Genomic DNA, 14687 nt, shown 5'->3' with positions numbered 1-14687 from the left:
CTTCTAGGATACCCGTGGGAATCCCAGGATAACTCGGCTAAAATAAGGGTTTGGATTTACGAAAGAGGTTTCCATGCCAACCGGCAAAGTCAAGTTCTTCGACGAAGAAAAAGGTTTTGGTTTCATCGCATCTGACGAGGGTGCCGAAGTCTTCCTTCACGCAAGCGCGCTGCCTGCAGGCACTACCTCAATTCGCCCTGGTAGCCGAATCGAATTCAGTGTTGCCGAGGGTAAGCGTGGAGCCCAAGCGCTTTCAGTGCGTGTGCTAGACGCACCGCCAAGCCTCGCCAAGATGGGCCGCAAGCCGGCCGACGAAATGGCAGTAATTGTTGAAGACCTGATTCGTCTTCTTGACCACCTTGGTGGTGGCCTAAAGCACGGCAAGTACCCAGAGTCATCAAACGGCAAGAAGATTGCCGCTCTGCTTCGCAAATTGGCAGAAGAGCTGGATGCCTAATAACACTGACCTAACCAACCTCGCTTTTGCGCGCGAAGCTGCTGTTGCCGCTGCGCCTAAAAAAACCGTTGGTGATTTTGTCGAAGTAATTGACGAAGGCGACAACACCCTTACCTTTCTTTTTGAATCGAAACAAAAGGGTTATGTCGGCTGGCGTTGGTCAGTCACTATTTTTCAGGGTGACTCAGCGCCGACTGTTTCTGAAGTTTTGTTGATGCCAGGCTCTGAATCGCTGGTTGCTCCAAAGTGGATTCCATGGTCGGAGCGTCTTGCCGACTATAAGGCTCTTCAACTCGAACTTGAAGCTCAGGCTGCACTCGATGCTGCCGAAGCTGATGAAGATGAAGACTCAGATGATGAGCTCGATGAAGATGACGTTGCTGATGAAGTTGGCGCAGATCTGGCGGTTGAAGGCTCTGAAACTGAACCCGAAGAAGATTCACTTGACGAAGCTCAGTCTGGTGAAACTACTCAAGCTGAACCTGAAAGTGCAGAACTAGCGGCGACGAACCTTGAAGAAGGCGAAGATTCCGAGAGCAATGCCAAAAAGGCACGTAGAAAGCCACCAAGATTTTTCGGCCGCCGCAAGCGCGGGCGCAAAGACGAGGCATAAAGCCAAAGCAACAACCCACAAAACCAGCCCGACGGCAATTGCTAGTCGGGCATTGGTTTTAACCGGGGCCGGGTCTGGCTTTCGCTCAGAGTCTTTGACGTAAAGGCGCATTTGTTTAGGCTAGCTCGCCAACCACAAAATCGATTGCCTGAGTAAGTTTTTGCACGTCTGCCAGCTCAGTAGCGGTGAAGGTCGCTACACGAAGCTGGTTGCGGCCCAGCTTGCGATAAGGCTCAACATCGACGATTCCGTTTGCTCGCAACACCTTGGCGATGGCTGCAGCGTCGATCGAGTCATTGAAGTCGATGGTTACAACAACCTGTGAGCGGTGTTCAGGGTTGCTCACGAATGGGGTGGCAAACTCTGATGCATCTGCCCAGTTGTAAAGGTGTGCCGATGCTGCCTTGGTTCGAGCGTCTGCCCAAGATAGGCCGCCATTTTCGTTCATCCAGTTGATTTGCTCACCTAGCAAGAACAGGGTTGAAATCGCTGGGGTGTTAAGAGTTTGGTTGAGTCGTGAGTTGTCAATCGCAGTCTTAACGCTCAAGAACTCTGGGATGTAGCGATCGCTCGCAGCAATTTTCTCAGCGCGTTCGATTGCCGCTGGTGACATGAGTGCAAACCAAAGGCCGCCATCAGAGGCAAAGTTTTTCTGAGGTGCAAAGTAGTAGACATCGGTTTCGGTTGCATCAAAGTCAATGCCTCCGGCTGCTGAAGTGGCATCCGTGAACATAAGAGCACCCTGGTCGGCACCGGTAACGCGGCGAACCGGAGTGACTACACCGGTAGAGGTCTCGTTCTGCGCATAAGCATAAGAATCAACTCCGGCTTCAGCCTGAAGTTCTAGGCGTGAACCTGGGGTTCCGTTGATTACGGTCGGCTTGTCTAGCCAAGGATTAGTAAGTGCTGATGCAAACTTGCTGCCAAATTCACCGTGAACCAAGTTCAGAGCCTTCTTCTCTACAAGCGAGAAAGCAGCGGCATCCCAGAATGCAGTTGAACCACCATTACCGAGAACAATTTCGTAGCCCTCAGGGTTGTGAAAAAGATCCATCAAGCCCTCTTGCACGCGCTTGACAAGGTTCTTTACCGGTGCTTGGCGGTGCGAGGTTCCCATAAGTTTTGCGCCTTCTGAAGCAAATGCGGCGATCTGTTCGTGACGAAGGCGAGAAGGGCCGCAACCAAAGCGACCGTCAAGTGGCAAAAACTCAGTAGGAATGTTGATTTCAGACATGGCTCAAGTTTACTTTGCTGTGGCCGAGCCTCGGTGAGCTAGGGCACACCAAAGGGTAATCTTGTGATTAATCAATCGAGGGGAGTAAAGACAGATGAGTCACGATCTAATCGACACGACCGAAATGTACCTGCGCACGATCCTCGAGCTTGAAGAAGAGGGTCAAATTCCACTGCGAGCTCGAATCGCAGAACGCCTCGACCAGTCAGGGCCAACTGTTTCTCAGACTGTTGCTCGAATGGAGCGCGATGGTTTGCTAGTGGTTTCAGGCGACCGACACCTCGAGCTGACGAACCGTGGTCGTGAACAGGCAATTTCTGTCATGCGAAAGCATCGACTCGCCGAGCGCCTTCTGGCTGACATCCTTGGCCTTGAATGGGAATTTGTTCACGAAGAGGCTTGCCGCTGGGAACACGTAATCAGTGAGCGCGTCGAGCGAAAAATTATTGAACTAATTAGCACCCCGGATGTTTCGCCTTACGGAAACCCGATTCCGGGGCTCGAAGGGCTTGGCAAGAAAACTAACCCGAGTTTTGGCGAAGGTGTGGTTTCAGTTGCCGATGTACCTCGCGCATTTGCGGGGCAAAACTCATTTATTCTGCGCCGCATCGGCGAGCCTCTGCAGGTTGACGTGTCGCTACTGACCCAACTTCAGACGCTGCAAATTGTGCCTGGTCAACGCATTTCGATTGACCACCGCCCAGGCGTGGTTTTTGTGAGCAACCACCAACTCGAAGATGGTCTCGAGATCGCTGAAGACCTTGCCCGACACCTGTTCGTTGAGGGTTAAGTAACCCCCGCTTGCCTAACTCTCTGGGTGATTTCTCAGGAAACAGTTGGTAAACTGTAAAAGTTGCGTTCCATAAACCTGGAACTCAATCGGACTCGGATGGTTTCCTTTGCCTGCAATCCAAGTCTTTAGAACGAATAGTTTCGCTGCAGGATTCACCTCGTGAATGAGACTCGGAGGTTTAGTTTTGGCCAATAAAGCCGCAGGCAAGCACCGCGCCGACGTTGAAATCAACGTCTTGGAATCGTTTGAACTACGTTCTCGTCGTTCAGTTCGCGAAGCCGAGAAGGCTCGCCAGTCACGCCGTACACGCCGCCTTGCAAAAAAGCAGGCGAAGCTCGATCGCGAATATTTTGCCAAACAACAACAGACTTCAACCCCAACTTCCAATGGGTTCACCGTGCCATCCGTGGTTCGCAAAGTTCGCTTTTATCAGCGACGCCCAGTTCGCAACGTAATCACCATGTCGGTTGCCTCAGGTCTTTTTGCAACCTTCGCGTTGCCGGCTTACGCATATGACCCAGACGTGGCAGCGATGTCGCGCTTCACCACAACCGATGCACAAGCTTTGGCTTCAGGTGAAGGCACCCAGAACCTAACGGTTGCAGCTGTGAACGTGGTTAAGTACAGCCGCGGAAACTACAAGTCTGCCGATGCCGCAGAGATTGCTCGTCAAGAGACTCTAAACAGCTATAGAACGTATAACGGCCCAACCGCCTCTGACTATTTGGCTAACCCGCCTTACAGTCGCCTTGATGGTGCAACCATTCTTAAGGTCGCACAAAAGTATGTCGGCACCCCTTATGTGTTTGGTGGCGAAACCCCTCGTGGTTTTGACTGCTCTGGTTACGTAGCATTCGTGTTCGCACAATTTGGTGTTGCGCTGCCTCACTCGGTACATGGCCAGGCTCGATTGGGAATTCCGATCAAGGCAGAAGACGCCTTGCCTGGTGACCTAGTGATCATGAGCGACCACAGCCACGACGGCATTTATGCCGGTAACGGTCAGTTCTATCACGCACCGCGCCCGGGTGACTCGGTAAAGCTTGCACCGATTTACACCAGCAATGTTTATTACATTCGCCTAGCTACCAATTAATTTCTTCACCAAACCTTTACCAAAACACTGCATTAATTGCATTCATGTTTCGCGCGCGCGGGCGTAACCTGACAATAAGTTCGAAGAGTTAAGAACCAAACGAAAACCCAGAAGCCGTCTGGGATTATTCGAAAGGGTTTCATGCACACTTTGGTTTTAAATGCTGGTTATGAGCCACTAGCTGTGGTGTCTTTCAAACGAGCGCTGATGCTGGTTTTGAATGACAAAGCCGTGATTCTGGCTGGGGCAAGCAACAAGACTGTTCACAGTGCCAGCAAAGTTTTTGATCTGCCATCGGTCATTTTGTTGTCGCGCTACGTTCGCGTGCCGAGCAACCGGAACATCCCAGTTTCTCGAAGAGGCGTTTTGAGGCGTGACGGTCACCAATGCGCATATTGTGGAAGACCCGCAAACACCATCGATCATGTGCAACCAAAATCTCGGGGTGGTCGCGACTCTTGGGAGAACCTGGTTGCCTGTTGCTTGAAATGCAACAACAAAAAGAGCGACAAAACCCTGAGTGAAATTGGTTGGTCTTTGGGCTTTACGCCACGGATGCCCTCGGGCGGGGGTTGGACAGTTCGCGGAGCAGAGCGGGTTGAACCCGAATGGAACGCCTACCTCGAAATGCTCGCTGCCTGATATTTAGTGGCCCCGAAAACGACGTCAGTCGTTTGAGCCTGTGCGTTGAACCTGAGATTTAGTGGCCCCGATAGGAATCGAACCTACGACACAAGGTTTAGGAAACCTCTGCTCTATCCACTGAGCTACGGAGCCGGAAACCCCAAATATACCTGAGAGTTCAAACTGAGGGTTTTCTGAGCATTCGGGCAAGCCTAAACCTTGTTTTGAAGCCTAAAAGTTAGGCTCGTTTCATGACTAATAACGAAGGTTCAAGCGGGCAAGTCAACCGCACCAGCTGGCAGAGCTGGGAAGAAGAATTGAAGGCAATCGGCGTGACTAATCCGCTGATGACTTTCGAGACCAATACCTTCGGTCAGATCGACCTAGAGCGCAGCCATCCGGGTGGTTTTTCTCAGTTTGTCACCGGAAGACAAACCCTGCTTTCAAACCTAGTTCGCGACCCGCTGGCTTTTTCGAGAGCGCTTTCTGCTGCTCGCCGAATCAAAGCTAAAGCTGATCGCATAAGCAGCAACTTTGGCCTTGACACGCTCTATTTGGTCGGCGGCTTGGCGAATTTTGAGGCCGATGGTTTTGACCTGAACGTGCCAATTTTGATGTGGCCTCTCGATTTGCTCAAAAAAGGCGAAGACTACGAACTGTCGCTGGCTGGTCCTCCGCAGGTGAACCCTATTTTGGTTGAATCGCTAGAAGTTGCCTATGGCATAAACCTCAACCAATCAGAATTGCTCGCTCGTCAGAACGAAAGCTCTGACCTGGTGCCTCTAACCGTTTTGAATTATCTGGCGAACCTAACCGCAGATAAAGCAAACCTAGACCTGAAGCGCATTCTGGTGATTGGAAACTTCACCGCAGTTTCTCAGACCCTGCTGAGAGATTTGACCCACACCAGCAACGGTTTGCTCGATGCTCTTACCGGTGAGCCAACCGATGGTCTTGGCGAAATCGACATTCCCGAACTAAATCTTGTAGTCGATGCCGATGCAACTCAGATGCGCGTGGTGGCCAGAGCACTAGCTGGCCAAAGTTTTGCAGTAGAAACTCTGCCGGGTTGCGGTTACACGCAAACAGTTGTCAACGTGCTTGCGGCCTTGGCTGAAAATGGCAAACGCACCCTCGTGGTGGCTCCAAGACGTCAGACGCTCAATGAATTAGCCGATCGGCTGTCGGCTGTTGGCTTAGGCGGTCTCGGAATTCGTGCCGATTCAACCTGGGTCGACATCATCGCTGCGATTTCTAGAAATGAAAAAGCCTCAGCTGTTGATGCTGAAGCTGCTCGCGCAAAGCGAATCGCGGCCGAGGACTCGCTAGACGAGTATTTCAAGACACTGAACGATGTTGATGAGGTTCTAGGAGTTTCGCTAGCTCGAGTACTGCGAGAGCTTTCAAGACTGAGCGGTTTGCCGCACGCCCCTCTAACCAGTGCGCGAATCGAAGAACAATACTTGCTGCAACACCTCGATAAATCGGCTGCAATCGACCTGCTCACTGAGGCTTTTGAACTTGGTGAGTTTAAGTTCGGACCACAGGACACAGCATGGTTCCAAGCTAAATTCTCGAATCCGGCTGAAGTTGAACAGGCCGTTGAGCTCGCGAAACACCTGCGTGACGAGGCTTATCCGAAGCTTGCAAACCAGTTAGCCGAGTTCACCGAAAAAGTGAATTTCAAAGCTGCAAATAGTGTCGACGAGTGGTCCAAGTACCTCAGATTGTTTGTTGGCATTCGAGAGACTCTAGATAGATTTTTGCCTGCCGTTTTCGATCGACCTATTACTGAATTGGTTGCTGCAACTGCCCCAAGAAAAGGCGTAGATAAGAGCGAACGTTCGCAAATGTCTGGCGGTAACCGCAGGCGTCTTAAGAAACTCGCCAAGGAATATCTGCGAACCGGCATGCATGTTGCCGACATGCACGTTGCTCTCAAAGCCATTCAAGAGCAACGCGAACTTTGGCTTGAATTCTCAACCATGCCGACCGCACCACAGGTGCCAACTGGCATTCACGACGCGCAAATCGCTCTCCAAGCGTTCGTGGCAGATCTTGAAAAACTTCAAAGCCACATGGATGATGCCCCTGGCCAGCAGTCATTAACAGAAATGACTCTTTTTGAGCTTCAGCAGAAGTTGACTTCACTCGCTGAAGACACCGACGCCCTCGAGAAGCTGGGGGAGCGTTCGATGGTTTCAGGTCGCCTTGCTGCCGTTGGGCTTGGTCCGTTGAGCCGAGATCTAGCCAGACTTCACACTTCACGCGAACACCTTGCGGCAGAACTTGATCAAGCTTGGTGGCAATCAGCACTTGAGGTGCTGATTACTCGCGATAATTCGATTCTGAATTTCTCATCTGAGCAGCTTGCTCAAAATGAAGAAAATTTCAAAATTGCCTTCGATGAGCAAATCGAGGTAGGGGCACGGATTGTCGCTCAAGCCCTCAGCAAAAGATGGAATGAGGCGCTAGCCGCCAATAAGAGCGAAGCAACAGCCCTAAAGCAATTGCTGAAATCTGGTGCAACTAACTTTGCGTTGACACAGGCGGCAGCGCCGAAGATTTGGCCGGCACTTGCACCTGCGCTTCTGCTTTCGCCGTATGAGTTGCCAGCGTTTATTGGCAAGGAACAAGCCTTTGACGCAGTGCTGGTTCTAGATGCCGCTGGCTCGACCATCGCTGAAAACCTTGGGGCAATTTCGCGATCAAAACAAATTATTGCCTTTGGTGACGATGCGATTGCCGCGCCGGTTGGATTCGAAATCGAGTGCCGAGCCATTCCGCTGGGCCGCGAATTATCAGTTGCATCGGTATTTGCAGAGGCGCGCAGAATCTTCGGTTCTGAGGTTTTGCGACGCAGTTATCGAACCACAGGTCAATCGCTTGGTGAGCTCATTAATCGCGAGTTCTATCAAAATCGAATTCAATACGCTCCATCTGCCGCCGAGTATTTTGGCGAGCGAAATTTCATTCTTGATCAGGTCACCGAGGGCAACCGCGCGAAAACCACAATCGAGGGTGCAACTGAGAGCCTTGATGCTGAATTGGCTCGAACAGTAGACCTGGTTTATAACCACGCACTTTGGCACCCTGATCAGTCACTTCTGGTTTCAAGCGCATCTACCGTTCACGCTGAACGAATTCGTGCAGCTGTGATTGCCGGCTTGCGTGACAAGCCAAACCTTGCAGAATTCTTTGATTCTCATGGTCGCGAGAAATTTGAAGTAGCTCCACTAGCTGACCTTGGTCATCGAATCGCCGATCGAGTAATTTTCTCGCTTGGATACGGTCGAACTTCGCACGGAGCCGTGCTTTCAAGCTTCGGTCAAATGAGCGATGTCGATGGTCGACGCTACTTGGCCAACCTGCTGGTCAGTGCACGAAAGCAAATCACAGTTGTCAGCTGCTTTGGCCCAGACGAAGTGCCAACTGACCGTATGGCGAACGGAGCTGCTTTGCTCAAAGACCTATTGCAAGCCGCGAGTGCCGAACGTGAACCAGTAGCAAACCCAGTAGACCCAATGCTTCAAGACTTGAGTCTGCGGCTCAAGAAGCTTGGCGCTCGAGTCGACACCGGCTTCTCGCAAGAGACACCTTTGGTGGTTGCCTATGCCAAGAGCGCTGCCGTAATCGAAGCTGACTGGTCTATTCCTGGCGAGAACAGAACCGAGAAATTCCACATTCGACCGGGCCTTTTGACAGCTCTCGGCTGGAAGTACATCCGTGTTTATAGTTTTGAATTGTTCTCTAACCCGCAGGCGCTAGCAATTCGCATCGCCGAGCAATTGGGAATGCAGGTGACTAAACGGTCAGTGCCATTATTTGATGATTCAGACCGAGCCTTTGAAGACACCGATGCAGCATGGGGTGACCGTGTCGATTCAAATGATCAGCGTTTGAAACAAGACAAGCCGCCGCACTGGGGCTAGGCCTCAGGAGTCTTGTATTAGCTGCTTTTCTTAGGTGAGGCATTATCGGTTTTGTAGAAACCGCTGCCTTTGAAAGTGACGCCCACCTGGCCGAAAACCTTGCGAAGTTCACCCTGGCATTTTGGGCAAACCTTCAGCGCGTCTTCTGAGAATGACTGCTGAATGTCGAAGGTGTGCTCGCAGTTTTTGCAAGCGTATGAATAAGTAGGCACGCTTCTATTTTAACCGTTCGGTGAACAACACAACCTGCGAGGGCGTGACAGCTGCGTCGACGGGGTGATCATGGCTCTCGTTGGGCACTGACTCAAGCAATTCATCGTCAAACACAACAGCGATAACCGGCGGCAGCGGTTCAAACTTCAAAAGCGCTCGATCGTAATAACCCTTGCCCTTGCCAAGCCTGGTTCCGGTCTGGTCAACAGCCAGGGCTGGGATGAACGCTAGATCAACATTCTCGGGAGCAGTGGTCGTACCGGTTGCTTCGTGGAAACCAAATATCCCTACTTCTGATTCGCCTTCGAAAATGACCCATTCGAGCTCGCCGTCTGCTTTTGAAACTGGAAGGAGAACCTCGATATTGTTGTCGATGGCCCAGTCAATGAAAAGTTCGGTATCTGGCTCGTTTCCGTATGGTAGGTAGCAGGCAATGCGATTTGCTCCAGTTGCTAGGCAAAGCTCGGCTAGGTGAACATTGAGCTGCTCTGCAACCTCAGGGTCATACTCCAAGCTGGCCCGACGCTCTTTTAGTTCGGCACGCAGTTGTTGCTTGTTCGCGGCAAGTTCATCCATGCGACTAATCTTGCCATCGTGCCTATGTCTTTTGCGCTCACCCACGGCGACGTTCTGCTTCGAATTATCAAAGCCAAGGATGCCAAGGACCTCGAGCATGCTGTTTTGTCGAATAGAGAGTGGTTGCGCCCCTGGGAGGCGACCAATCCGTATGGACCGAATTCATTTGACTACCGAGCTCAAATTCGAGGTTGGCTAAGGCAAATGAACGACAATCAGGGTTTGCCGTTCGTGATTCTCGTCGACGGAAAAATCGTCGGGCAGCTGAATGTTGCCGGTATAACTTTTGGTTCGGTTGGCGGCGCAGTAATTGGCTACTGGGTCGTGCCTGAGGTAGCCGGTCGAGGCGTAGTGCCGACCGCGGTTGCACTGGTGACCGATTATCTTTTCAACGTTGTCGGGTTGCACCGAGTGGAGATTGACATTCGTCCAGAAAACGTAGCCTCACTGCGAGTGGTTCAGAAACTGGGTCTTCGATACGAAGGTTTGAAAGAGCGCTACATTCACATCAACGGAGCTTGGCGAGACCACTACGTATTCGCGATCACTCACGAAGAGGTGATTGGTGGATTACTTAACCGTTGGATTCAGGGCAAAACGCCCGAGCAAAATTATCCGTGGCTTCAAAATATTGAGCCTGAAATTAAACACACCGAATTAAATGATGGCTTCGGCGGTAGCTGACTCATATCTTTGAGATATGAACTTCAATGGATCCGGCGGCTTGATGCTGCTAGTCATCGCCGCATTGTGGTTTTGGGTTTTCGTACCAAGTTGGCACCAGCGTTCTGAGCAGCGCGATGACGAGCGAAGCTATAAACGACAGATCAAATCTGAACTGAAAAATTTGCAGCGTGAAACTGTTGGCCGCAAGGGGTCGGTGGCTTCTGTTGCACATCGAAGCTTCAGGTTGTCTTTGACTAAACGAGCTTTTGGTGCTCTAACTTTGATGTTTGTCGCAACCGCGGCTGTTACCGGGTATCTGGCAGTTGAAGCGCCTTACTATTGGGCTGCAAGTGCTTCTGCTTTTTTGATGGGTTCCCTCACCATGAGTGTTTTTGTCAAAGCTGTGAAAGTAAACCGTGCTCTCTTGGCAAGCAGTGCTCAGGGCAAGGCGGGGTTCAGATCGGGTCTTGCAAATTCACGAATTCTTGGTGAGGCGAACGAGCAAGAGGCTGAGAACGACCCAAGAGCTTGGCAGCGAAACCCGCTACCGGCACCACGCCAACACATCGGTCAGCTTGAGATTCCAGTGCTTGCCGATGTGGTTTCAATCGAAGATTCACCAGCTTCAAAAGCCAAGCAAAAATTTGATTCAGCAGAACTCGATGAGATTCTTCGTCGCCGCAGGTCAAACGGCTAGCTTCGCATTAGCGAATAGCCCTAGGTCGATTTCTGAGTTGAGTCGACTAAACTTATAGCAATTCCAAAATCAATTTTTCAGGAGATACTCATGGGCATTTTTGCTTCAGTAAAGAAGGCGTTCTCAAAGAACGCAAAGAGCATTGCAAAAGACACCGGCGCACTTGTTGCCGAGGCTGTTGACGAAGTAGCGAAGACCGCTGCCGTTGTTGAGAAGAAGGTTGAAAAGGCCGTTGACAACGTAGAGAAGAAGGTTGCTTCAACTGCAAAGGTTGTTGAGAAGAAGACCAACGCCGCAGTCAAGACTGCAACCAAGACTGCAACCAAGGCAACCAAGACTGCAGGTACTGCAGTAAAGAAGGCTGCTGGAACCGCTGCAAAGACCACCGCAAAGGCTGCTGCTGCAAAGCCAGCCGCTGCAAAGAAGCCAGCTGCTAAGCCAGCACCGAAGGCTGCTGCTAAGCCAGCCGCTAAAACTGCTGCCAAGCCAGCGCCGAAGGCTGCCGCTAAGCCAGCTGCAAAGCCAGCTGCTAAGCCTGCTGCTAAGCCAGCTGCTAAGCCAGCCGCTAAGCCAGCTGCAAAGCCAGCTGCTAAGCCTGCTCCAAAGAAGTAATCACTTTCAATAAAAAACCCCGCCAATCACTGGCGGGGTTTTTTATTTTTCTCTTGAATTAGTTTTTTGAAACCACCCAGTCGGCGCCTTGTTTCAAAGTCGGGTGTTGAAATTTAAACCCAGAAGCAACCAGTCGATCGGCACTCATTTTTTGACTGCAAAGCAGAAGTTCTGTCGCAGCCTCACCTAGCAAAAGCTTCAGTGCAAAACTCGGAACAGCGAGGATTGTTGGTCGGTGAAGGGCCTTACCCAGCGAATCGACAACATCCTTGCAGGTGGCGAATTCTGGTGCAGTTAGGTTGAAGGCGCCGCTAGCTGACTCGGTGTTGATCAAGTGAATGATTGCTGCAGCTTCATCTTTGAGGCTGATCCACGCCCACCACTGTTTGCCTTTACCCAGAGGGCCACCGATTCCCAATTTGATCAGCGGAAGAAGTCGCCCCAGGGCGCCAAGAGTGCGAGACATGACCATTGTGGTTCGCACCAAGACCACTCGAACATCAGCCGGTGCTTTTAGAGCCTCTTGTTCCCATTGGTAGGCAAGGTCGCTCAAGAAACCCTTGCCTTTCGGTTCATTCTCGGTCAGCAGGTCGTCGCCACGATCTCCATAGATTCCAGATGCTGATCCGCTGACAAAAACCTTCGGGCGCTTCTTTGTATTTTGCATGGCGTCGACCAATGTTTTTGTTGAGTCAAGTCGCGATTGAATAATTTCTTTTTTATAAGTTGAAGTCCAAGGAATTTTGCCAGTGGTGGCACCAGCAAGATTAACAACCGCATCAACGGTTTCGATTACCCCAGGGGTCAGGTACCCGGTGCTAGGGTTCCACTCAACCTCATCTTGCGAAACACTCTTTCGTCTCACTAAGCGAATCGGTTCATGACCGGCAGCGCGCAGTTGAGCTGCAACCTCTGTGCCGACTAGTCCGCTTGCACCTGAAATTAGTACTCTCATGAATTGCTCCTTCGCATACCTAAAGATGTCATACCTTTTGGCAACCGAATTATTCCTAGGGTTTTGCCTCTGCCTAGAATGGAGTCATTATGCATATTGAACCTTGGGTTTGGATTGTCACTGTCAGCGCACTTGTCGCCCTAATCGGTATTGACTTGGTTTATCAGTCACGTCACCCGCACGAGCCTTCATTCAAAGAGTCTGCCCTCCAGAGCGGAATGTTTATTGGGTTAGCTTTGGTATTTGCCTGGTTCGTAGGTCAAATCTGGGGTGGGCAATTCGGTTCAGAGTTTCTTGCCGGTTTCATCACCGAGAAGAGCCTCTCGGTTGACAACTTGTTTGTCTTCTTAATCATCTTTAGCCAATTCAAGGTTCCCCGCAGACTTCAGAGCGAGGTTTTGCTTGCAGGTATCGCAATCGCACTTGTTCTTAGAGGAATCTTCATCGCACTTGGTGCGGCCCTGATTGAGCAATTTAGTTTCATGTTCTACATTTTTGGCGCGTTCTTGGTTTACACCGCCTTCATGCTGATCTGGGATTCTTTCCACGAAGACAAAGAAGACAAGGTTCCTGGCGGAAAGCTAATGGAGTTAGTCAAGAAGCGCTTTGCGACCACTGAGGAATATCACGGCAGCAAGTTGACTGTAAAAATCGATGGCAAAAAATTCATCACCCCAATGCTTTTGGTGATGCTAACCATCGGAACCACCGATGTGTTGTTTGCCCTTGACTCAATTCCTGCGGTCTATGGTCTAACCGACGAGGCTTACATCGTGTTTACTGCAAACGCATTCGCACTATTGGGTCTCCGTCAGTTGTACTTCATGCTGAGCGGCCTCATGGAGCGCTTGAAGTACCTAGGTGTTGGGCTTTCGATCATCCTTGCCTGGATTGGTGCCAAGTTGGTCTTTCACGCGTTGCACACTAACGAGCTGCCGTTCATCAATGGCGGTCACCACGTTGAATGGGCGCCTGAAATTAGCACTGAACTTTCGCTAAGCGTGATTCTGGTAACTCTGATCGTGACAACTGCTGTGAGCCTGTTTGCAACAAGCGAAAAGCGTGCCGCCAAGAAAGCTAAAAACTAGCCTTTAGTTTTGGCTAGCCAAACTCATCTGGGTTTGGTCCGGTTCGCTCGCCTGCATCTAGAAGGCCAATAATTCGCATTTCGGTTTCATCCAAGGTGAAATCAAAAACGTTGATGTTTTCGGCAAGTCGTTCTGGGTTTGTAGTTTTTGGAATCACAAGATTGCCCAGCTGAATGTGCCAACGCAAAATGATTTGCGCAACGCTCTTGCCGTGTTTTGCTGCCAGGCCCGAAAGAACTTCGTTTTCGGAGTATCGACCACGGCCGAGCGGTGCCCAAGCTTCAGTTTTGATGTCGTGGGCTGCTCCAAACTTTCTAACTTCTGACTGTTGAAATGCTGGGTGCAGCTCGACCTGGTTCACGGTCGGAATCGCACCGCCGGCAGCAACCAATTTTTCTAGGTGGCTTGGCTGAAAGTTCGAAACACCGATTGAGCGAACCTTGCCGGTTGCAACTACCTCTTGAAACGCCTGCCAAGTCTCTAAGAACAGGTCTTGAGCAGGGCATGGCCAGTGAATCAGCAAAAGGTCGATGTAATCGATGTCTAGGCGTGCAAGGCTCTCTTCAATTGCCACTTTGCTCTCTGCAAAACCCTGTCGGTCATTCCAGATTTTGGTCGTGACAAAGATCTCTTCGCGAGCAATTTTTGAAGCTCGGATACCTGCGCCAACTTCTGCCTCATTACCGTAGAGGGCGGCGGTGTCGATTCTTCGGTAGCCAGTGTCAATTGCCGATTGAATGAGGTCGACTGCAACATTTTGGCTCACCTTATAAACGCCGAGGCCCAATTGCGGAATTGAGTTGCCGTCTCGTAAAGCGATGGTTGGCATGGCGGTTGGGTCAAAAGTCATTATTCGCTCCAAGGTCCGTAGATGGGGTTCCACTCAGCAATAGTTCTCTCGCCGATGAAGCCGGCAATGTCAAATGGATCTCCGTCGAGAATTACGGCCAGAGTCGAGAGTGATTCTGCTTTGAAAATAAGAAGAGCGCTCGGGGTGTCAACCATTGGTCCCGAGGCTAAAAGCGTTCCGCCGTCGAGAAGCTGGGCAAGCCACTCACGATGCGCAGGCCTCACGGCAGCTAGGTCGTCGGCATCGGCCGAATAAAAATAAGTAACCGCAAAGATAGCCAT

The 14687-nt window shown here is 51.0% G+C and carries 16 protein-coding genes, 1 tRNA gene and 1 pseudogene; 10 read left to right on the top strand and 8 right to left on the bottom strand.

Features of this window, described 5'->3' with window-relative positions:
• The first annotated feature begins 73 nt into the window (after positions 1-73).
• Together Q0L26_RS06510 and Q0L26_RS06505 are read left to right on the top strand one after the other, a co-directional pair.
• Positions 74-457 (top strand): cold-shock protein, encoded by a 384-nt coding sequence (locus Q0L26_RS06510; RefSeq protein ID WP_296648976.1) that lies wholly within the window; start codon positions 74-76, stop codon positions 455-457.
• Positions 450-842 (top strand): annotated as a pseudogene (locus Q0L26_RS06505) (DUF3027 domain-containing protein); the annotation flags it as partial. The gene Q0L26_RS06510 and the pseudogene Q0L26_RS06505, both read left to right, overlap by 8 nt.
• 111 nt (positions 843-953) lie before the next feature.
• On the opposite strand, the gene Q0L26_RS06500 reads toward Q0L26_RS06505, so the two are convergent.
• Positions 954-1181, bottom strand: a complete 228-nt coding sequence (locus Q0L26_RS06500; RefSeq protein ID WP_296648974.1) for a DUF2530 domain-containing protein — start codon at positions 1179-1181, stop codon at positions 954-956.
• 4 nt (positions 1182-1185) lie between these two features.
• Positions 1186-2304 (bottom strand): phosphoserine transaminase, encoded by a 1119-nt coding sequence (gene serC / locus Q0L26_RS06495; protein WP_296648969.1) that lies wholly within the window; start codon positions 2302-2304, stop codon positions 1186-1188.
• 94 nt (positions 2305-2398) lie between these two features.
• Between serC and Q0L26_RS06490 the strand changes: the two genes are divergently transcribed.
• The 3 genes from Q0L26_RS06490 to Q0L26_RS06480 all read left to right on the top strand — a co-directional run bounded on the left by Q0L26_RS06490 (position 2399) and on the right by Q0L26_RS06480 (position 4835).
• Entirely contained in the window at positions 2399-3094 is a 696-nt protein-coding gene (locus tag Q0L26_RS06490; protein WP_296648967.1) for a metal-dependent transcriptional regulator, read from the top strand.
• A gap of 166 nt (positions 3095-3260) precedes the next feature.
• Positions 3261-4193 (top strand): C40 family peptidase, encoded by a 933-nt coding sequence (locus Q0L26_RS06485; RefSeq protein WP_296648964.1) that lies wholly within the window; start codon positions 3261-3263, stop codon positions 4191-4193.
• A gap of 141 nt (positions 4194-4334) precedes the next feature.
• The gene (locus tag Q0L26_RS06480; RefSeq protein ID WP_296648962.1) at positions 4335-4835 is read left to right on the top strand and encodes an HNH endonuclease; all 501 of its coding nucleotides are present in this window, start codon (positions 4335-4337) and stop codon (positions 4833-4835) included.
• 62 nt (positions 4836-4897) lie between these two features.
• Here the strand turns inward: Q0L26_RS06480 and Q0L26_RS06475 are convergent.
• Positions 4898-4970 (bottom strand) — tRNA-Arg (locus Q0L26_RS06475).
• Between the two features lie 98 nt (positions 4971-5068).
• Between Q0L26_RS06475 and Q0L26_RS06470 the strand changes: the two genes are divergently transcribed.
• Positions 5069-8749: a hypothetical protein gene (locus Q0L26_RS06470; RefSeq protein ID WP_296648959.1), complete on the top strand. Its 3681-nt coding sequence runs from the start codon at positions 5069-5071 to the stop codon at positions 8747-8749.
• A gap of 17 nt (positions 8750-8766) precedes the next feature.
• Here the strand turns inward: Q0L26_RS06470 and Q0L26_RS06465 are convergent, their stop codons facing one another.
• Entirely contained in the window at positions 8767-8961 is a 195-nt protein-coding gene (locus tag Q0L26_RS06465) for an FmdB family zinc ribbon protein (RefSeq protein ID WP_296648957.1), read from the bottom strand.
• Between the two features lie 4 nt (positions 8962-8965).
• Positions 8966-9637, bottom strand: a complete 672-nt coding sequence (locus Q0L26_RS06460; RefSeq protein WP_296648954.1) for a 5-formyltetrahydrofolate cyclo-ligase — start codon at positions 9635-9637, stop codon at positions 8966-8968.
• Between Q0L26_RS06460 and Q0L26_RS06455 the strand changes: the two genes are divergently transcribed.
• From Q0L26_RS06455 to Q0L26_RS06445, 3 genes are all read left to right on the top strand, one after another.
• Positions 9563-10222 carry a GNAT family protein gene (locus Q0L26_RS06455; protein WP_296648951.1) on the top strand — a complete coding sequence of 220 codons (660 nt, stop codon included), beginning with the start codon at positions 9563-9565 and terminating at the stop codon, positions 10220-10222. The genes Q0L26_RS06460 and Q0L26_RS06455 overlap by 75 nt on opposite strands.
• A 43-nt stretch (positions 10223-10265) precedes the next feature.
• Complete coding sequence (locus Q0L26_RS06450; RefSeq protein WP_296648948.1) at positions 10266-10901, top strand: hypothetical protein; 636 nt, start codon at positions 10266-10268, stop codon at positions 10899-10901.
• A gap of 90 nt (positions 10902-10991) precedes the next feature.
• Positions 10992-11513, top strand: coding sequence for a hypothetical protein (locus tag Q0L26_RS06445; protein ID WP_296648945.1), 522 nt, complete (start codon positions 10992-10994; stop codon positions 11511-11513).
• Positions 11514-11571: 58 nt separating this feature from the next.
• On the opposite strand, the gene Q0L26_RS06440 is transcribed toward Q0L26_RS06445, so the two are convergent.
• Entirely contained in the window at positions 11572-12468 is an 897-nt protein-coding gene (locus Q0L26_RS06440; protein ID WP_296648943.1) for a TIGR01777 family oxidoreductase, read from the bottom strand.
• Between the two features lie 89 nt (positions 12469-12557).
• On the opposite strand from Q0L26_RS06440, the gene Q0L26_RS06435 reads away from it, so the two are divergent.
• Positions 12558-13556, top strand: coding sequence for a TerC/Alx family metal homeostasis membrane protein (locus Q0L26_RS06435; protein ID WP_296648940.1), 999 nt, complete (start codon positions 12558-12560; stop codon positions 13554-13556).
• A gap of 13 nt (positions 13557-13569) precedes the next feature.
• On the opposite strand, the gene Q0L26_RS06430 is transcribed toward Q0L26_RS06435, so the two are convergent.
• On the bottom strand, positions 13570-14406 hold the full coding sequence (locus tag Q0L26_RS06430; RefSeq protein ID WP_296648938.1) for an aldo/keto reductase: 837 nt from the start codon (positions 14404-14406) through the stop codon (positions 13570-13572).
• Complete coding sequence (locus Q0L26_RS06425) at positions 14406-14687, bottom strand: YciI family protein (RefSeq protein WP_296648933.1); 282 nt, start codon at positions 14685-14687, stop codon at positions 14406-14408. Before Q0L26_RS06425 ends, Q0L26_RS06430 begins: the two co-directional genes overlap by 1 nt.

This window comes from Rhodoluna sp., assembly GCF_024641065.1.
In the GTDB taxonomy this organism is placed as follows: domain Bacteria; phylum Actinomycetota; class Actinomycetes; order Actinomycetales; family Microbacteriaceae; genus Rhodoluna.
Note: the sequence above shows the minus strand (reverse complement) of the source record. Positions and strands in the feature narration are given on the sequence as shown.